Annotated in this window: 25 protein-coding genes; 5 read left to right on the plus strand and 20 right to left on the minus strand. The window is 41.0% G+C overall.

Annotated elements, in window-relative coordinates; translation table 11 throughout:
* Nucleotides 1–186: 186 nt before the first annotated feature.
* Entirely contained in the window at nt 187–915 is a 729-nt protein-coding gene (gene tatC, locus cpu_RS06185) for a twin-arginine translocase subunit TatC (protein WP_075859170.1), read from the plus strand.
* Between the two features lie 25 nt (nt 916–940).
* Here tatC and cpu_RS06190 read toward each other — a convergent pair whose 3' ends face one another.
* Nucleotides 941–1,375 carry an OsmC family protein gene (locus tag cpu_RS06190; RefSeq protein WP_077177202.1) on the minus strand — a complete coding sequence of 145 codons (435 nt, stop codon included), beginning with the start codon at nt 1,373–1,375 and terminating at the stop codon, nt 941–943.
* Between the two features lie 108 nt (nt 1,376–1,483).
* Between cpu_RS06190 and cpu_RS06195 the strand changes: the two genes are divergently transcribed.
* Nucleotides 1,484–2,059 (plus strand): M23 family metallopeptidase, encoded by a 576-nt coding sequence (locus cpu_RS06195; RefSeq protein WP_075859172.1) that lies wholly within the window; start codon nt 1,484–1,486, stop codon nt 2,057–2,059.
* Here cpu_RS06195 and cpu_RS06200 read toward each other — a convergent pair whose 3' ends face one another.
* The gene (locus cpu_RS06200; protein WP_075859173.1) at nt 2,060–2,956 is read right to left on the minus strand and encodes a cation diffusion facilitator family transporter; all 897 of its coding nucleotides are present in this window, start codon (nt 2,954–2,956) and stop codon (nt 2,060–2,062) included. It lies immediately after the preceding gene.
* Between the two features lie 33 nt (nt 2,957–2,989).
* Nucleotides 2,990–3,349: an ArsR/SmtB family transcription factor gene (locus cpu_RS06205; RefSeq protein WP_075859174.1), complete on the minus strand. Its 360-nt coding sequence runs from the start codon at nt 3,347–3,349 to the stop codon at nt 2,990–2,992.
* A gap of 123 nt (nt 3,350–3,472) precedes the next feature.
* Between cpu_RS06205 and cpu_RS06210 the strand changes: the two genes are divergently transcribed.
* Complete coding sequence (locus cpu_RS06210; protein WP_075859175.1) at nt 3,473–3,889, plus strand: hypothetical protein; 417 nt, start codon at nt 3,473–3,475, stop codon at nt 3,887–3,889.
* 60 nt (nt 3,890–3,949) lie between these two features.
* On the opposite strand, the gene cpu_RS06215 is transcribed toward cpu_RS06210, so the two are convergent.
* The 7 genes from cpu_RS06215 to cpu_RS06245 all read right to left on the minus strand — a co-directional run bounded on the left by cpu_RS06215 (nt 3,950) and on the right by cpu_RS06245 (nt 7,033).
* Nucleotides 3,950–4,708 (minus strand): slipin family protein, encoded by a 759-nt coding sequence (locus tag cpu_RS06215; protein ID WP_077177203.1) that lies wholly within the window; start codon nt 4,706–4,708, stop codon nt 3,950–3,952.
* Nucleotides 4,709–4,728: 20 nt separating this feature from the next.
* A complete protein-coding gene (locus cpu_RS06220) occupies nt 4,729–5,097 on the minus strand; it encodes an NfeD family protein (RefSeq protein WP_075859177.1) in 369 nt (122 codons plus the stop codon).
* Nucleotides 5,098–5,099: 2 nt separating this feature from the next.
* Nucleotides 5,100–5,279, minus strand: coding sequence for a hypothetical protein (locus cpu_RS13630; RefSeq protein ID WP_075859178.1), 180 nt, complete (start codon nt 5,277–5,279; stop codon nt 5,100–5,102).
* A gap of 99 nt (nt 5,280–5,378) precedes the next feature.
* The gene (locus cpu_RS06230; RefSeq protein ID WP_075859179.1) at nt 5,379–5,753 is read right to left on the minus strand and encodes a carboxymuconolactone decarboxylase family protein; all 375 of its coding nucleotides are present in this window, start codon (nt 5,751–5,753) and stop codon (nt 5,379–5,381) included.
* A 128-nt stretch (nt 5,754–5,881) separates the two neighbouring features.
* Nucleotides 5,882–6,097 carry a hypothetical protein gene (locus cpu_RS06235; protein ID WP_075859180.1) on the minus strand — a complete coding sequence of 72 codons (216 nt, stop codon included), beginning with the start codon at nt 6,095–6,097 and terminating at the stop codon, nt 5,882–5,884.
* A gap of 44 nt (nt 6,098–6,141) precedes the next feature.
* Nucleotides 6,142–6,588, minus strand: coding sequence for a ribonuclease HI family protein (locus cpu_RS06240; protein WP_075859181.1), 447 nt, complete (start codon nt 6,586–6,588; stop codon nt 6,142–6,144).
* Between the two features lies 1 nt (nt 6,589).
* The gene (locus cpu_RS06245) at nt 6,590–7,033 is read right to left on the minus strand and encodes a C-GCAxxG-C-C family protein (protein ID WP_011343778.1); all 444 of its coding nucleotides are present in this window, start codon (nt 7,031–7,033) and stop codon (nt 6,590–6,592) included.
* Nucleotides 7,034–7,177: 144 nt separating this feature from the next.
* On the opposite strand from cpu_RS06245, the gene cpu_RS14125 reads away from it, so the two are divergent.
* Entirely contained in the window at nt 7,178–7,300 is a 123-nt protein-coding gene (locus cpu_RS14125) for a hypothetical protein (protein WP_268761778.1), read from the plus strand.
* On the plus strand, nt 7,293–7,433 hold the full coding sequence (locus cpu_RS13635; protein WP_159433979.1) for a hypothetical protein: 141 nt from the start codon (nt 7,293–7,295) through the stop codon (nt 7,431–7,433). Before cpu_RS14125 ends, cpu_RS13635 begins: the two co-directional genes overlap by 8 nt.
* A 184-nt stretch (nt 7,434–7,617) precedes the next feature.
* Here cpu_RS13635 and cpu_RS06250 read toward each other — a convergent pair whose 3' ends face one another.
* The 10 genes from cpu_RS06250 to cpu_RS06290 all read right to left on the minus strand — a co-directional run bounded on the left by cpu_RS06250 (nt 7,618) and on the right by cpu_RS06290 (nt 16,679).
* The gene (locus tag cpu_RS06250) at nt 7,618–8,808 is read right to left on the minus strand and encodes an anaerobic nitric oxide reductase flavorubredoxin (RefSeq protein ID WP_075859182.1); all 1,191 of its coding nucleotides are present in this window, start codon (nt 8,806–8,808) and stop codon (nt 7,618–7,620) included.
* 65 nt (nt 8,809–8,873) lie between these two features.
* Nucleotides 8,874–9,140 (minus strand): AMP-binding enzyme, encoded by a 267-nt coding sequence (locus cpu_RS06255; protein ID WP_077177205.1) that lies wholly within the window; start codon nt 9,138–9,140, stop codon nt 8,874–8,876.
* Nucleotides 9,074–9,379, minus strand: a complete 306-nt coding sequence (locus cpu_RS14230; RefSeq protein WP_077177206.1) for an AMP-binding protein — start codon at nt 9,377–9,379, stop codon at nt 9,074–9,076. Before cpu_RS14230 ends, cpu_RS06255 begins: the two co-directional genes overlap by 67 nt.
* On the minus strand, nt 9,375–9,506 hold the full coding sequence (locus cpu_RS14130) for a hypothetical protein (RefSeq protein WP_268761779.1): 132 nt from the start codon (nt 9,504–9,506) through the stop codon (nt 9,375–9,377). Before cpu_RS14130 ends, cpu_RS14230 begins: the two co-directional genes overlap by 5 nt.
* Before the next feature lie 14 nt (nt 9,507–9,520).
* Entirely contained in the window at nt 9,521–10,756 is a 1,236-nt protein-coding gene (locus tag cpu_RS06265) for an acyl-CoA dehydrogenase family protein (RefSeq protein ID WP_075859184.1), read from the minus strand.
* A gap of 17 nt (nt 10,757–10,773) precedes the next feature.
* Nucleotides 10,774–11,538: an acyl-CoA dehydratase activase gene (locus cpu_RS06270; RefSeq protein ID WP_075859185.1), complete on the minus strand. Its 765-nt coding sequence runs from the start codon at nt 11,536–11,538 to the stop codon at nt 10,774–10,776.
* A gap of 16 nt (nt 11,539–11,554) precedes the next feature.
* Complete coding sequence (locus cpu_RS06275) at nt 11,555–12,772, minus strand: 2-hydroxyacyl-CoA dehydratase subunit D (protein ID WP_200800654.1); 1,218 nt, start codon at nt 12,770–12,772, stop codon at nt 11,555–11,557.
* The gene (locus cpu_RS06280) at nt 12,773–13,777 is read right to left on the minus strand and encodes a 2-hydroxyacyl-CoA dehydratase subunit D (protein ID WP_075859186.1); all 1,005 of its coding nucleotides are present in this window, start codon (nt 13,775–13,777) and stop codon (nt 12,773–12,775) included.
* Nucleotides 13,774–15,414, minus strand: a complete 1,641-nt coding sequence (locus cpu_RS06285) for a long-chain-fatty-acid--CoA ligase (RefSeq protein WP_075859187.1) — start codon at nt 15,412–15,414, stop codon at nt 13,774–13,776. Before cpu_RS06285 ends, cpu_RS06280 begins: the two co-directional genes overlap by 4 nt.
* Nucleotides 15,415–15,563: 149 nt before the next feature.
* Nucleotides 15,564–16,679: a methyl-accepting chemotaxis protein gene (locus tag cpu_RS06290; protein WP_075859188.1), complete on the minus strand. Its 1,116-nt coding sequence runs from the start codon at nt 16,677–16,679 to the stop codon at nt 15,564–15,566.
* Between the last annotated feature and the right edge of the window lie 222 nt (nt 16,680–16,901).

The raw sequence follows: 16,901 nt of genomic DNA on the forward strand, positions 1-16,901 counted from the left end.
TTTTTATATAATTGATAATGACTTAACCTAGGGAGGCGTTTATAATGGTTAAAACTGGCGATTTAGCTCCAGATTTTTCCCTGCCTTCTACCGCGGGGAAAAATTTAAGCTTCAAAGATTTCCCCGGTAGGTAGAAAGTCATGCCGAAGAGGTTCTAAAGTTTTTACAGCAGGTGGAGGTATCCTAATGGAAGATAAACCGATGACGTTGTTTGAACACCTGGAAGCTTTACGGAAAGTAATTATTATTAGCGTTATTGCCATAGTTATTGGCTCAATAATTGCTTATAATTATGTCGACTATTTTCTAACCATCCTCCTTCAGCCGGTTACTGCTCTTAAAATGAAATTAGTTTTTATAAATGTAACCGAAGCATTTATGACTAAAATTAAAATTGCAATTTTACTGGGTGCTATAGCTTCATCACCCATAATCTTATGGCAACTGTGGACCTTTATTGCTCCAGGGCTAAAACCCGAGGAACGAAAATTTATCTTGAGGATGATTCCAATAATAATATTATTATTCGTCGCTGGTATCCTCTTTGCCTTCTTTACTGTATTTCAAATTGCCACCAGATTTTTATTACAGTTTGGCGGCGATGTTATGAGTCCAATGATCACTATTGGTAAATATATTTCTTTTGCTTTAAATTTTCTAATACCCTTTGGCCTGGTCTTCGAGCTGCCGGTAATTGTTTATATCCTAGCTAAGCTAAATTTTATCTCCCATGAATTCTTAGTAAAAAACCGGAAATACGCCTTACTGGTGATATTTATCTTAGCCGCTGCACTAACCCCAGGCCCCGATGTCATTAGTCAGCTCTTAATGGCCGCACCCCTTTTAATCCTCTATGAAGTAAGTATCTTTATTGCCAAGTTTGTTAAACCAAAAGATATTGCTAAAAGTAGTTAAAGAGGGCGAAAACTCGCCCTCTTTTCTATTCGGTTTTTAATTGCCAAGTATCGCCGTTTAAATTAATATATACTTCCATTGGGGCTGCTTTAATTAAAGTGTTACTTACCCGGCAGTATTTGGTCTGGGATAAAAATACTGCCCTCTCGATTCTATCTTTGGGTAAGTTTTCGCCTTTAAAACAGTAGGTCATTTTTACATGTTTTAAAATCCTGGGATGTTCCTCCGCCCAGGTCGGTTCAATTTCGAGCCAAAACTCATAACCCGTCACTTGCATTTTATTTAAAATTGCGACTACGTCCATCCCGGTACAGCCACCTAAAGACATCATCATCATTTCTGCAGGACGGGCTGCCGTATCCTCACCACCGGCGGCATCGGTATCCATGAATACTTCATGATTGGAAGGACCTATCCCACGAAACTTCATTTTTCCTTCCCAGGTAACCTTAATCATCATTTCACCCCCTGCTTTTTCTTTTATTTTATGTTTTTTTAACCGATTTGTCGAGTCACGAATATTTTCATTCACCAAAGACTATAAATTTTTAGGAAAGGAGGGTGATACATGGAATACTTAAAAAAAATTACCATTGCCCTTGGGGTAGTTTTACTTAGTATCGTCTTACTTAAAATTGTTGTTTCCTATAAAAACTACGAACAATACCTTGAATTAAAACAAATTATGGACACTCCCTGGGAAAAACTTAATAAAGCTACCCTGCAAAAGCTTGCCGACGGAGTATTTCCGGTGGCAGGAAAGGAATATTTAATTTCCGCCAACTGGCAGGCCCCTCGGGAAGGAGGCAGGATTCACCTCGGGATAGATATCTTTGCTCCAGAAGGGACTGAAGTCCGCGCTACTCTTTCCGGTACCGTTGAAAAAACCGGATGGCTTCCTCTTGGGGGTAACCGGGTATTAATAAAAGATCAAAGCGGCCTTTACCACTACTATGCCCATTTAAAAGGAATCCGCCCGGAAATTAAACCCGGGCGGAAAATAAAAAAAGGTGAGGTTATCGGTTATGTGGGACATACCGGTAACGCCGATTTTACCCCCGATCACCTGCATTATGGCCTTTATGCTCCTGGAATGCAGGCCATAAACCCTTATAATCTGTTGAAATACTGGGAAAACAACTAATTATTCCTTTTTAATGATATCGGTTTCGGGACAGCAGTTATATTCAAATTGAATTGTCAGGTGATTGATACCAAAACGCTCTCTTAAGATATGTTCAATGCGCTGATAAATAGAATTAGTTTGACTTAAAAGGACATCCTCTTGAAGATTAACATGAGCTTCAAAAAATAAATGGTTTTCATTTAATCCCCAAAGATGAACATGGTGGACATCCCGTATCCCTTCAATTTTTTTAAGTTCTTGGACAATCTCCAGGATATCGATATCTTCCGGTACACCCTGCATTAAAATATTGGTTGCTTTCTTTAATATTTCAAAACTTTCTTTTAAAACATAAATACTGATAATAACCGTTAACAGGGGATCTATCCAATAAAGACTAAAATAATAAATAACTACGCCCCCAACAACTACTGCCGCCGAGGACATGGCATCACTAAATAAATGGAGATAAGCGGATTTAATGTTCATGTCTTTTTCTGAACTATGGTGCAGTAAAAAGGCTCCTAAGGTATTAGCTACTAAGCCCACCATGGCAACTATAATCATTATCCTTCCTGTAACCGGCTCCGGATTTATGAATTTAAAATAGGCCTCCCGTAAAAGAAATCCCGAAAGGAATATTAATACTGAAGAATTAATAACTGCAGCTAAAATAGTCGACCGCTTGTAACCAAAAGTACGCTTTTCATCACTTCCCTTCTGGGCAAGTTTTAAGGCAAAGTAGCTAATAATTAAAGCTAAACCGTCACTAAAATTATGAAGGGCATCGGATATTAAAGATAAACTATGGGCATAAATTCCTCCAATAATTTCAGCGACAGTTATAATAAAATTTAATAAAGTTGTAAAAAACAAATTAGAAGTATGATGATGAGCGTGATTATGTCCCGACACGTTTAATTTCTCCTCTCATAAACTTTGCCTCACTTATTTATGGCCAATATGCTTTTGACCCTCCTGTAAAATTTTTAAGATATGTTCGTCATCTAAGCTATAATAAACCATTTTTCCTGCCCGACGGTATTTTACCAGACGGACATTTCTTAAGACCCGAAGTTGGTGAGAAATAGCAGACTGGCTCATCGATAAAGCCGCTGCTAAATCACAGACACAACATTCCTTTACTTTTAAGGCCAGTAAAATTTTAAGCCTGGTCCCATCCCCCAGAGATTTAAAAAGCTCTGAAAGCTCGATAACCTTTTCTTCGCAGGGTAAATTGTTACGAATCATCTGAACAGTCTCCTCATCAAACAAACTTACTTTGCATACTGGAGCTTTTTCTTTCATTATTTCACCTCATATGTTCATTTGTTCATATTTTATTATATGTTTTTCTTATCTTTTTAACAAGAGCTGGTTTTGTAATTAAAGAAAAAAAGATATAATTTTTAAAAAGAGGGGGAAATTGCCTTGAATCTTTCGTTAAAGCACCTTTTTATCTTACTTTTACTTTTTACCGTCAAACCCAAAAGAGAAAAAGACCTTCATAATTTAATCTACCTCTTGTACTTTTACGGTCGTCCCTTTGAACCGTTTTACCGGTTTAATTTTATAAAACGGGGTAAGGGAGTTTTTAGCCCTTATGTTCAGCAATTACTGGGAGAACTGCGCCAATGGAATTTAGTGGAGAAGGATTCATTAAAGTTAACCCCAAAAGGTCAGGCAACATATATGGATTTTTCCTCTTTAATTTGGTATGAACCTTCCTTAAAAAAGCTTTATGAAATTTCCATCCGTTATGCCCAAAACCCTAACCTCATTGCTAAGGACATTCGTTTAAATTTTATTGTGCAAAAAACTCCTGCTGGAAAAAAAATTAGCATCTAAAAAGGACTGGCTTAAAAGTATCTTAAGCCAAATTTCCTGCTTATTTTTCCGGATTTTGCGTCATTTTTTCAGAAAAGGCTCAACTAATTCAATAGGGAAGGGGAATAAGACGGTAGAATTTTTCTCGGCGGAAATTTCCACTAAGGTTTGCAAGAAGCGAAGCTGCAGAGCAGTTGGAACTTTACCGATTAAATCTGCTGCAGCGGTAAGTTTTTCCGCCGCCTGAAACTCACCTTCGGCAGAAATAATTTTGGCCCTTCTTTCCCGTTCCGCCTCCGCCTGTTTGGCCATGGCCCGCTTCATGCCTTCGGGCAACTCTACCGCTTTTAACTCCACAGAAGTAACCTTAATCCCCCAGGGGTCCGTAGCTTCATCGATGATTTTTTGCAGCTCGTGGTTTATAGCTTCCCTTTTAGTTAAAACATCATCAAGCTCCGCCTGGCCCAGAACTGACCTAAGGGTAGTCTGGGAAAACTGGGAGGTAGCATAAATGTAATTTTCCACTTCTACCACCGCTTTTACCGGATCCATCACCCGAAAGTAAACCACGGCATCGACTTTGATGGGAACGTTGTCCCGGGTGATTACTTCCTGAGGAGGTACATCCATCGCCACAGTCCGCAGGTCAATTTTCCACACCCGATCAATGACGGGAATAACGATAATAAGACCCGGACCCTTAGCCCCAATCACGCGACCCAAGCGAAAAATAACCGCCCGCTCGTACTCGCGGATAACCTTCACCGCCGAAAAAAGGAAAAATAATACCAGGACCAAAAGTGGCCCCATCGCCCCTAATAAGGAAGCTAAAATGTCCATTGACATCCCTCCTGAAAAAGTTAGGTTAATTTTCTTTCCCCCTCATCCACAATTAAGGTTAACCCACTAACCCCAACAACCGTTACCGGTGTACCCCGGAGTATTGGTTTACCATCAGCGGATTTTGCTTTCCAGATTTCCCCCCTTACCATGACAAATCCCTCCGGCTGAAGATCCGCGGTGACTTTGCCGGTTAGGCCAATCATTCCTTCGGTACCGGTAGTAGGTTTTCTTTTTTGCGCCTGGACGGCAAGTTTTATTAAAAAATACACTCCAATGGCCAAGAGTAATACCATTGGAATTATGTTTATTAAGTTTATACTTAGTCCCGGTAAATCGGTACCAAAGAGAAATAACGAACCAAGGGGTATACTTATCACCCCTCCCACCCCTAACGCTCCAAAAGTCGGAAATAAATTTCGGCAATAATTAGTGCCAAACCAAAGAGAAGCAATAAAATTCCCGCTAAAGTAGTTGGCAAAACCGAGAGGCTGTAAAAGGAAAGTAAAAGACAAACTACCCCGATAATCCCGCCTACAAATCCGCCGGGATGGACAAACCGAAATTCCAATTAATCCCTGCCACCAAAATCCTCTCCTTTTGGCTTATTATACCATAAATTTACTTTTGATATATTCTTTACATAAAAAAAAGCTGTCATTTCGACAGCTTAAGGCTTAATTCTCATTCCGTTGTTAAAGTGATTCATACTTCCTATTAAATCAATCAAACTTATCGCTTCAATAATCTCTTTATCAGTTATTCCTATTTTTTTCGCTTGCATTGTATAGTTTCTAATACAAAATTCGCAGTTGTTTAATGTAGAAATCACTAATGCAATCAAAACTTTTGTTTTTGGATCAAGGGAATTTTCCTCCCAAAGAACCTTATGTTTTTCCACAAATAGTTTTAGGTAGGCCGGATTATTTGCCATTACCTTTATTGGCAAAGGAACTTCACCAAAATTCTTTTTAAAATTTTCATAAATAGGTTTTAATTCTTCTGCTACTTTTTCTTCTTCAATAGGCATTACCCGATCTTCCATCGAAATACCCCCTTTTTATAATCGTCATATTAATTTTAACTTTATCTATATTCGCCGTCAATACTATTTTCGAAATATTTGTTTAGCATTAATAAACCCTGTCTTAATAGACAGGGTTAAAATTTTAATTAATTGCTTTTTTCTTTGATTAACCTTTCTACTTCTTTAATTTTGGATTGCAATTCTAAAATTTCCTGCTCATACTGCTTTACTTTACCGCCGGATACATGAAATCCGCTCTGCCCCAAAACAAAAAACTTTTCTTCCTCTACCTCTTCAAGGGTTTCTTTAAGTTTTTGAAGTTCTTCCTGGAGCTGCTCTAAACTCATTTCTCCATACTCCATTTGCCGCTCCCCTCCATTTTGTCTAAATTTTTTGTTTAATTATACTATTCTTTATTTTCGCTGTCAATGTTTAGATTTTTCTGTTTATCAAGTTCAAGGTTAACAAGACGGTCTGCGGCTTTATTGTCTTTCCGGTAGACATGGGTTAGAGTCACTTGTAGCGCAGGATTGGAAGCTAGCTTTCTAACTTCAGCATAAATTTCTTTCAATTTTTCATCCCTTACTTTATATAAGCCGTTAAACTGTTTTACCATAAGCTCACTATCAGCATAAATCTCGGCTTCTACCTTTCCGTGCCTTTGGGCCAAAAAGGTCAGTGCCATTAATGCCCCTTTAAGAGCTTCCCACTCCGCAACATTGTTGGTAGTAAAACCAAGATATTTACTTTTTTCGTAAAGAACCTCGCCCTTTTCATCATAGATAACCATAGCAGAAGCGGCAGGCCCCGGGTTTCCCCGGGAACCTCCATCGATATGAACTTTATACTTCATCTTAATCCCCCAGGAGTTCATTTACTTTATAAACCACATATTGAATATAAGGTGCGCAGTTTTTTATATCATAAGGAGCAGAACTGGCATCGTTACAATCATGCCGAGTTAAGGTGTGGCAGTTAACAGCACCAAATTTTTCCTCAAAGCCCTTGTAAAGCTTCTGGGCCAGTTCCCGAATTTCCGGCTTTTTTAAGCCCTTTTGCGCACCTTTTAAGCCAAGCATCATTAAACCTCCGGAAATAGCTCCGCACATATGACCAAGGCTCCCGATACCTCCGCCAAAGGGCATGGCTAAAGCTGTATAGGTTTTCGCAGCCAAACCCATTTCCTCCGAAAAAGCAGCAACTATCCCTTCAGCACAATTGTAACTATCTTCCACAAAATTGTAAACCGCTTTTTGTGCTACTTTTTCCACGTTATTTTGAAGTTTTTCCACAGCCATTGTCAGCGCCTCCTTGTGTATTTCGTCACTTTTACTTCGCTACATAAAGTATTATAGTAAACCTTCTCGGTAATGGCAACTATATATTTTTTTAAAATGTATAAATTTCTTTCCCCTGCAAAAATTAAAACAGGAGGTGTTATGGTGGAAAGCAGTCATAAACCGGCAGAAATAAATTTACACCAAAAAAATCGTTTCTTTGCAAGAAGCTGGGTTGATAAAAACGAAACTGGAGTGAAAGAGGAAAAGGAGGATAACAATGCCTAAAAAAACAGAAAAAAATAACAATAATAATAATGAAAAGAAAAAACGTAATGCAATGCCCGTTGAAGCTGTTACCGTTGATGATCCAGTAACTCAAACTTTAGCCGCAAAAAACATAAATCAGGAAAAGCAATAAAAGTATGGCCGGCTTTTGCCGGCCATATTTTTATAAGAGCAATTTTATAAGCCAACAGGAGTCAGCCCTACGGTTTGAGAGGAATGCGCCCTACATTTTATTTATTTAGTTTACTTAGTCCGCCATACCAAAAAAATAAAGGCAGCAGAAGCTGCCACTATAACATTACCTTATTATTTATACTTTATTTCACCGCTTCGGCAAAGTTCTTGCCAAATTCAAAACACCGTTTTAGAGCGTCAGTATCGGGATTCCAGAGTTCTCTGATCCCATCCATTACTACTTCAAATCCCGCTTCTTTTAATATTTCGGTAATGATTTTAACCCCTTCACCGCTCCAGCCGTAAGCACCAAACGCCGCCGCTTTTTTGCCTTTAAACTGTAAGCTCTTGATTAAATCAAGCTGTCCTGCTAAGTTATATAATATATTCCTGTTTACGGTGGGTGAGCCGGCTAATATAGCTTTAGACCTAAACACCTCTACTACAATATCATTATTGTCCGACCGGGCACAGTTATAAAGTTTAACGGTAACTTCCGGGGCAGCGGCTTTAATCCCCCGAGCTATTTCTTCCGCCATCCGGCGGGTACCGTCCCACATGGTATCGTAAATGATGGTGATTTGGTTTTCTTGATAATCCTTCGCCCATTCTAAATATTTATTAACTATCTGCAAAGGATTATCCCGCCAGATAATCCCGTGGCTGGGCGCAATCATTTTCACCGGAAGATTTAAGGCAAGAACTTCTTCAATCTTCTTTACCACCCGGGCACTAAAGGGGGTCAAGATGTTAGCATAATATTTTAAGGCTTCCTCAAAAAGTTCATGCTGGTCCACTAAATCATTAAACAGCCTTTCCGAAGCATAATGTTGACCAAAAGCATCGTTGGAGAATAAAATCTCTTCCCCGGTCAAATACGCCATCATGCTATCGGGCCAGTGGAGCATCGGTGCTTCAATAAAAATAAGCTTTTTACTGCCAAGATCCAAGGTGTCCCCGGTTTTAACCACCTGGAAGTTCCAATCCTGATGATATTGACCTTTTAACGATTTTACCGCGTTGGCCGAGCATACAATAGGTTTATCGGGAATAAGGCGCATTAATTCCGGCAGCGCCCCGCTGTGGTCAATTTCCCCATGAAGAGCTATAACATAATCAATTTTATGTAAATCAATTTCCTCGGAAAGTTTTTTTACATACTCTTTGTCAAATTTTATCCAAGCAGTATCAATTAGTGCTACCTTTTCATCCCGGATTAAATAAGAATTGTAACTTGACCCCCGGTGGGTGGAAAGCTCCTCTCCGTGAAACCGCCGAAGCTCCCAGTCAATTTTCCCGACATATGTAACTGCGTCGCTAATTTTCATACCCATATCCGGCACCTCCTGTAATTTTGATTATATTTATAATATACCATAAATTTTCATCCAAAACATAATTAATAATAAAAAAGCCCCGCTCGGGGCCATAATTTATAATTTTCTTTTAAAACTTTCTTTAATATTTTTCCACTGGGATTTCTCGGAATAGTATCAGCAAAGAAAATCACTTTTGGCTGTTTGTATTTGGCCAATCGTTTTGCCGCGTATTCGATGATTTTTTCTTCCGTTAAAGTGGCTTCCGGTTTTAAAACAACTGTCACACACACCGTTTCTCCCCACTCCGGTGCGAAGGGGCAGAATGGATGAGGGGCATTAAGATCAATACTTTATCGCGGTAGTAAATGTTCATTTCGTACATATACATCATTCCCGCAAAATAAACCGTCCGGTGGGAAAGTAAAACTCCCTTTGGTTTGCCAGTAGTACCGGAAGTGTAGAGAATTTCCGCAATACTACACCCCCGGCTTTTAAGATGGCCTATAACGAAGTCCGGAGTATTGTTTAAATAAAGACCAACTTTTCCCCGGGTTGAAAATCCTTTTCTATAAAATATGCAGCTAATTTATCACTTCTTTGCTCAATCTCCTGCCAGGCCAGGTAAAGTACAAATCCCCTTTAGGCCAGTAAACTCCCAGGTCCTGGGGATATTTTGCCGCGTTTCTCTTTAATAAAGAAACTAAATTCTCCACAAAACTCCCTCCTTTTATTCGTATACTTTCTCCTCTTTCCGGTCCGCTTCCCTGGCGTCTTTTTCAAGGTTTCTGCCGGCCATGCTTTCTTCCTGCAGCTTTTTATAATACTCGTGTTGAATAATCAAGTTCATAATTTCACTGGTGCCAGTCCAGATCATTAAGATCCGGCTGTCCCGCACCATTTTTTCAATGGGATAAATATTGGTATAACCAATACCACCCATAACCTGCATGGCGTTATTGGTCACCCGCCAGGCCATTTCGGTGGCAAACTTCTTGGCTTCGGACACCAACCGCCGCTGTTCCGAAGGTTCAACTCCCTGGTCTATCAGGCGGGCGGTCATATTGGTTAAGGCCCGGGCAGCATCAAGCTCGGTCAAGCTTTCGGCAATTTTAAAGCTAACCCCCTGAAATTCCCGAATTTTCCGGCCAAAAGCCTTCCTCCGGGTAGAATAGCGAGCAGCGATATCCAGAGCTCCAGCGGCAAGACCAATCGCCCCAATCGCGCTGGTCATCCTTTCGGGCACCATCATCTGGTAAAAGATTTCCGCCGCACCGTTTTCTTTTCCCACTAAATTTTCCCTGAGCACCCGTACATTATTAAAAACAATGCGTCCAGCTCCTCCTCCCCGGGTACCCAGGAGTCCGTAAACATAACCCACTTCTACCCCGGGGCCCCTCTCCACGATAAAAGCACTTAATGATTTATGAGGCGGTGCATCCGGGTCGGTTTTGGCATAAACAAAAAAGTAATCGGCACCTTCCGCTCCCACCACAAAACGCTTTTGCCCGTTTAAAATATAGTAGTCCCCTTCTTTTTTAGCGTAAGTAGTAGCTCCAAAAAAGTCCGAACCACCCCGGGGCTCGGTCAAAGCTTCAGCAGTAAACATTTTTCCGGCAAGGGTAGGCTTTAAATATTTTTCCTTTTGCTCTTCGGTACCAAAGGTGTTAATTGCTTCACCCACAATACTGACCAATGAATACAGACAGGCAAGGGAAGTTCCCAGTACCCCTATTTCCTCCAGGGCGATATATTCTTCCTGCCAGCCCAGCCCCCGACCGCCATACTTCTTGGGAAAACGCAGGCCCAAAAGATTTCTTTTCCCCGCTTCCACCAAAAACTCCCGGGGATATTGCACCCGGTCTTCATCCATGGCTACCAGTAAATCTCGCGGTACCCACTTCACAAACTCCCTGACTTCCTCCCGTAACTTTCTTTGCACTTCAGAATATAAATGTTCGTGCACTTTAAAGCCTCCCTTTTTTAAGAATTTTCCAAAGCTAAAAGCGCAGCACCCAGGGCCGCGGTAATTGTCGAATCCTCAGGCACCACCAACGAAATCCCAAGTTTTCGTTCTAATGCCTTCACCACTCCAGTATTTTTAGCAACCCCGCCGGTAAACACTATCGGCTCTACCACCCCTACTTTCTGAGCCAAAACCGCCGTCCGGGACGCGACCGCCTCACAAATCCCCCGGGCTACCGTTTCCCGGCTTTGCCCCTGGGATAATTTTGAAACCACTTCGGATTCGGCAAAAACGGTGCAAACGGAAGAAATCCTGGCCGCTTCACTACTTTTCTCGGCAAGTTGTCCAATCTCTTCCAGACTTACTTCAAGAGCCTGGCTCATTACTTCTAAAAAACGGCCCGTTCCCGCCGCACATTTATCGTTCATCGCAAAATCTAAGACTTTACCGTTTTTCCCAACCGCTATAACCTTGCTGTCCTGCCCGCCGATATCAATAATAGTTCTGACCCCGGGAAAAAGATGCGCCACTCCCCTGGCCTGACAGGTAATCTCCGAATACTCCCGGCCGGAAAATAAAACCCGACCGTAACCGGTAGCCACCGTACCTTTAACCTTCTCTTCCGCAACTCCTACCCTGGCCAGTATTTCCTTGATAAGCTTTAAAGCAGAATCTTTGCCCGAAGGTCCGGTACGCTGGTATTTAAAGTCTATAACTTTCTTATCTTCAGCAATTAAAACTACTTTAGTTGTAAGTGACCCAATATCCACTCCCAAATACAAAGGGAAAACCTCCTTCTTAACTCTCTAAATTCTCCAAAAACGCCTGCACCCGGTTTAGTACCGTTTCTTCCGCATACAGTCGGGAATCGGTCATATCGGCATCGACAATTAAACCAGGTACTCCAAGAGTGCGCATGAGCTGCCGGCGAATTTCCTCCTGCACAAAAGAGTACGCTTTGCAGGAACGGTTGGAATGCATCACAAAACCGTCCGCATTAAATTCTTCAATAAAGGACCTTAGCTGATTTTTGCGAAACTCTAAATCCCGGTTTAAAAAAACTCCGGTATAAGACTCAGCAATAGCATAAAAGAGGGGTCCACCTTTAATGTTATTGGCCCAGCCTCCAGTATAAGAGTCGGTAACAAATACCGCTCCCCTTTGGGCAAAATAGCCGTAAAAGCGGTAAAGGCCATACCAGATGGGAATATTGTCCCAGACCAAACGGTACTTTTCCCCCTCCACCGCCGGAATTCCCGCTTTGTATCTTGCCTCCACCTCACGGTACATCTCTTCGTAAAAATCCCGGGCTACTTCTGTACCTCTCACCACTACCAGAGGGCCTAAATTAATAAATAAATCAGTAACATTTACCGGCGATGGCTTATGTTTAGCAAAATCTCTAATCCCTTTCCATAAATCCACGGTCTCATTGGAAAGCTTAACAATTTTTTCTAAGCGGTTTAGGTCTAATTTTTTCCTGAGTAATCTTTCTAGGCTTTCTACCAGCTTTTCAAGCTGCTTTGCTACATACTCAATTTGCCACGTCTTCGGCTCCCCGCTAATAAAAGGGGTATCAATAATAAAAAGAGGTATATTAAACTCCCGGCTTAAAGTTTCATACCACTTTAAAACCGTGCCGCAAATGTTGTTGCAGACTACTAATAAATCCGGTCGGGGTAAACCATTAAACGGGATATCCTGGGGGTTCCAGATACTACCGAGGTTACTTTTGGCATAGGAGCATAAATCAATAGAATAACCGCGGTTCTCGGCTACCTGACAAAGATGAGTCGATACCCGACGCGCCCCGCAGATTGCTCCATAGTTTTCGGGATACACCGGCTCAAGTCCAAACGCCCTTAAGATTTCTACCGGCGCACCGCTGGTAACCCAGGCGGTTTTATAGCCAAAAACCCGCCCCATTTTGGGGACGAGCTTGGTTTTTAAATAGTGATTTCTTAAAATTTTATTCATTTTTTCGTTCGCTTTTAGCGGTTTAAAAACTTTAGCCAACTAAATCCCCCCAATCCTTTCCCGAAACGCCTGCAACCGGGTTTTATTTTGTTCTCCGACTACTCCACCATCCACCTCCAAAACCAACGCCGGTATTCCTTCCTTTTTAAAGTAATCCAGAAGATAAGGCACATCCCAGGCAAAGGGGTCACAAAACTTGTTTTGCACTAATAAAATCGCCCTGGCTTTTTTACTTTCATAAAGAGTTTTTAAATGCTGGGCCCTCTCCCACATCCCCTTATGCCGGCAGGGGCAGGGAGGTTTAGAGATATAATAAGAAGCAATTTGGGCAAAGATATTATCATCGTCAACAACCTCGCCGGCAAAGTGGCGAAAACCGGTGCAGGTATCGTCATAAAATACCCGAAAACCCTGCTCCTCCAGGAGCTTATAAAGATTATTTTGGGTAATAACCGCTCCGGTTAAAATAAGCCCTATTTGCTTTGAATCTTGATTTTCGCTAAAATCCTTAAAAGACTCCAAATATGCTAAAGCTTCATCCACCGGCATTGTTTGGATTTTCTTTAAGAGGTCAAAAATTTCCCAGGAAGATACATAAGGGGCAAGATTTTCTAAAGCTTTAACCTTTGCCCTGAGAGCCTGGTATTTTTCCCAGGTAGCTTTTAGTTCTGCTAAATCGTCTAAATCTTTTTTGCCGGCAAGCTCCTGCCAGAGATTGGTAAGCGCCTGGGTGTAGTATTCCCGGGCTTCCGGCGTAGTTAAATCTACCGGCGGTACCAGTAAAAATACTTTATCGTTTCCTAAAAGACTTTTAGCAATACCGTACATACACTGCATGGTGTCACAACTATGGGCAAAACCAAACAGCATGTCTAAAGCTTCTTCCTCCATTTCCGCAAGACTTCCCTTGGCATAAGAACAGCAGTAAGACGGAAGCCTTACCGGCACTTTTGCTTCATCCCGAGGAAAGTAGCGGACGGTAGGAAAACCTGCCCCTTCGGAGATTTCTACCGGCCAGTAACTGCAAAAATACGCTAATTTCATTGTTTTGCCTCACTCTCCATTTCTTTTAGCGCCCGCCGCAGTATTTTACCTATGGCGCTCTTGGGAAGGTCTTTTTTTAACTCAATAACTTTGGGTACTTTATAATGAGTTAAATTTTCCCGGCAAAAGGCTTTTAAATCTTCAACCGAAGTTTTTGCTCCCTCTTTTAAAACAACATAAGCTTTAACAATCTCTCCATAGTAAGGATCCGGTACCCCCAAAACACAGGCTTCTTTTACCTCGGGATGAGAATAAAGCACATCCTCTACTTCCCGGGGGTAAACATTAAAGCCACCGGTTATTATTAAATCTTTCTTTCGGTCCACGATATAGAAGTATCCATCTTCGTCCATCTTGCCAATGTCGCCGGTATAAAGCCAGCCGTCTTTTAAGACTTCCCGGGTAGCCTCGTCATTTTGATAGTAACCTAGCATTAAGTCCGGACTTTTTAGCCGGATTTCCCCAATTTCTCCGGGCGGTAAAGGTTCCCCGGTAAACGCATCAACAATCTCCATTACAGTATCGGGAAAAGGAATCCCGATGCTGCCAGTTTTATTTACCCCGCGGTAAGGATTACAACACTTGGCGGTTACTGCTTCGGTAAGGCCATACCCTTCTAAAATTTGCGCCCCAGTTAGCTTTTCAAACTGCTCTTTGACCTCTGGCGGCATGGCCGTTGCGCCTACAAAACAGCCTCTAAAGGAAGATAAATCGTATTTGGTTAAATCTTTATGATTTAACATCGCTACAAACATGGTGGGCACGCCGGCAAACAACGTTGGCCGGTGTTTAGCCACCCCTTTAAAAAACTCTTCCACCGAAAAGCGCGGCATTAATACTACCGTTGAGCCCGATAAAAGGGGAGCGTTCATCCCAACGCTCATCCCAAAGCCATGGAAAATTGGTAGTATGGTAAGCATGATGTCCCTGGAAGTTAAATCTCCCCAGGCTTTTACATGCCAGGCATTTACAACTAAAGCGTATTCGGAAAGCATTACTCCTTTGGGTTTACCGGTAGTCCCCGAGGTATAGATTATAACTGCCGGGTCATTTTTTAGATCCCGGGTTTTTTGGTAGGTAAACTCTCCGGTTCTTTTAAGAAACGGTAAAAAGGCAAATATCTCCTTTAAATCGTAGGAAATTGCTGGCTCTTTTTCTTTTAATTTATAAAGTAAATTTAGGGGAAAAGAGAGAAAATCCGCTATAGAAGTATAAATCTTTTTTACCCCGGTAAAGCTTTTTAGTTTATCCGTAAAAAGGGTTAGAGCAAAAATGGCTTTAACTCCGGCATCGTCGGCTATAAACCGAAGTTCTCGTTCCGAAAGAAGGGGGTTTAAGGGGACAGCGACAATTCCGGCTGCCATTAAGGCAAAGTAAACAATTACATACTGGGGAGAGTTGGGCAGCATTATTCCTACCCGGTCACCCGGTGCTAAATTAAGTTTTTTTAAATTTGTAGCTAAATTTTCAGTATATTCCAATAATTTTTGGTAAGATATGCGGGTATTAAAAAAGATAAGTGCAGGATTTTCATTGTTCCAAGCTTTCTCGCGAAATAATTCATATAAACTTTTTTCAGGGTAAATAAGATTTAACGAAACATTAGGAGGATAATGTTTGGCCCACGGATAATCCATCAATAAATCCCTCCTAAAAAGGGTACTTTAATTAAATTTAGCCCTGAATAATGTTCAATACAATCGTTCAAGACCTAATGGCAATATATGCAGGTAAATGGTATTATTTGCTCGCTGAATGGCATTTTAAAAAGCTGCCCTACGGCAGCTTATAAGGTAAATTTATTTTTTAACTGTTCAAGCTTGGTAATTAACCCCTGGGTTTCCTCAGCCATTTTCTGGACACTATTCATGGCCGCCGACTGTTCATTGGTCGCCGCGGCTACATTATTTACCGCTTCAGTAATATTTTGCATATAAGCGGGCAAAGATTGGTTTTGTCGTAACAACTCGGGTAATAGGCCCATAACCCCTTGCAGTTCCGTTTGTAAAAAGGAAGTTTTTTCTGTACTTTCGGTGGCTATGGTAAAAGTTTCCTGCATCTTTTCCTGAGCTTCACGCATATTTTTAAAAATAAGATCAATAACTCCTTTGATTTCTTCGGCCGCCTCTTTTGATTTCCCAGCCAGTTTGCGAACTTCCTCGGCTACCACCGCAAAGCTCTTTCCTGCTTCTCCGGCCCGCGCTGCTTCAATAGCTGCATTTAAGGCTAAAAGGTTGGTTTGGGCCGCAATTTCGGTAATAAGTTCTAAAGCCACATTAATTTCCTGAGTGTGGGTAAAAAGTTCATTGATCGAGGTGGCCGCTACCGTAAGACTATTTTGGATTTTGGCGTTCTCGGAGCTAAAAAGGCCTAAACTTTCTCGACCTTTAGTAAGTTTATCTCCCAGCTCCTCGGCCAGCCGCGCAATATTTCGGATTGTTTCATTTATTTCTTCCAGGCTTGAATTTATTTCCTGGGTCGAAGCTGCTACCTCTTCAATCCCAGCAGAAGTTTCGGAAGTGGTATCTACCAAACTTAATACAGTATTATTAATCGTTTTGGTGATTTCTTGAAGTTCCAGCGTAAGTCCCTTTAAAATTTTAATAAATGATGTTTTTAAATCGTCTATAGTATTTAAGTCAGTAATCCCCAGGCCTTTATTTTTTTCGGCCAAAATTTCTATCTCCGTTAACATCTCTTTTAAGGGTTGAATAATTCTTTTAAAATTGCTGTAACTGATCACAAGTCCAATGATTGCCCCGCCAGCCGCCCCAATTAATATTGCAATATAAATATTAATGGCAAAAAGGCCTGATAAATAACCCACCAAACCGGCCCCAGGCACAGCATAAAGAACAGTGCGCAAAAGATATTTTTTTAAAGTTAAATTTTTTATTTCCATCCCCATCCCCCTGATTAATTTATGATTTTTCTAATAAATTCGATTTATTTTTTGTTTTTCCTTCTGAATCTGATTCATTATTTCATATTTTTTCGTTTGTAGTAAGTAGTACAAGTTTTTGTTTAAATATTTTATTAGAATTTTTCTTACTAAATTCACAAAAATTTTTTTGTTAGTTGACTACCACCTTATTTCCCGCTAAAATATTAATGCAATGTTGTT

The organism is Carboxydothermus pertinax, from assembly GCF_001950255.1.
GTDB lineage: Bacteria > Bacillota > Z-2901 > Carboxydothermales > Carboxydothermaceae > Carboxydothermus > Carboxydothermus pertinax.

Bases quoted from the DNA above. Each gene is read 5' to 3' on its own strand.
- tatC (WP_075859170.1), top strand. From the start codon at position 187: ATGGAAGATAAACCGATGACGTTGTTTGAACACCTGGAAGCTTTACGG.
- cpu_RS06190 (WP_077177202.1), bottom strand. From the start codon at position 1,375: ATGATGATTAAGGTTACCTGGGAAGGAAAAATGAAGTTTCGTGGGATA.
- cpu_RS06195 (WP_075859172.1), top strand. From the start codon at position 1,484: ATGGAATACTTAAAAAAAATTACCATTGCCCTTGGGGTAGTTTTACTT.
- cpu_RS06205 (WP_075859174.1), bottom strand. From the start codon at position 3,349: ATGAAAGAAAAAGCTCCAGTATGCAAAGTAAGTTTGTTTGATGAGGAG.
- cpu_RS06215 (WP_077177203.1), bottom strand. From the start codon at position 4,708: ATGGACATTTTAGCTTCCTTATTAGGGGCGATGGGGCCACTTTTGGTC.
- cpu_RS06230 (WP_075859179.1), bottom strand. From the start codon at position 5,753: ATGGAAGATCGGGTAATGCCTATTGAAGAAGAAAAAGTAGCAGAAGAA.
- cpu_RS06235 (WP_075859180.1), bottom strand. From the start codon at position 6,097: ATGGAGTATGGAGAAATGAGTTTAGAGCAGCTCCAGGAAGAACTTCAA.
- cpu_RS06240 (WP_075859181.1), bottom strand. From the start codon at position 6,588: ATGAAGTATAAAGTTCATATCGATGGAGGTTCCCGGGGAAACCCGGGG.
- cpu_RS06245 (WP_011343778.1), bottom strand. From the start codon at position 7,033: ATGGCTGTGGAAAAACTTCAAAATAACGTGGAAAAAGTAGCACAAAAA.
- cpu_RS13635 (WP_159433979.1), top strand. From the start codon at position 7,293: ATGCCTAAAAAAACAGAAAAAAATAACAATAATAATAATGAAAAGAAA.
- cpu_RS06250 (WP_075859182.1), bottom strand. From the start codon at position 8,808: ATGGGTATGAAAATTAGCGACGCAGTTACATATGTCGGGAAAATTGAC.
- cpu_RS06280 (WP_075859186.1), bottom strand. From the start codon at position 13,777: ATGAAATTAGCGTATTTTTGCAGTTACTGGCCGGTAGAAATCTCCGAA.
- cpu_RS06285 (WP_075859187.1), bottom strand. From the start codon at position 15,414: ATGGATTATCCGTGGGCCAAACATTATCCTCCTAATGTTTCGTTAAAT.
- cpu_RS06290 (WP_075859188.1), bottom strand. From the start codon at position 16,679: ATGGAAATAAAAAATTTAACTTTAAAAAAATATCTTTTGCGCACTGTT.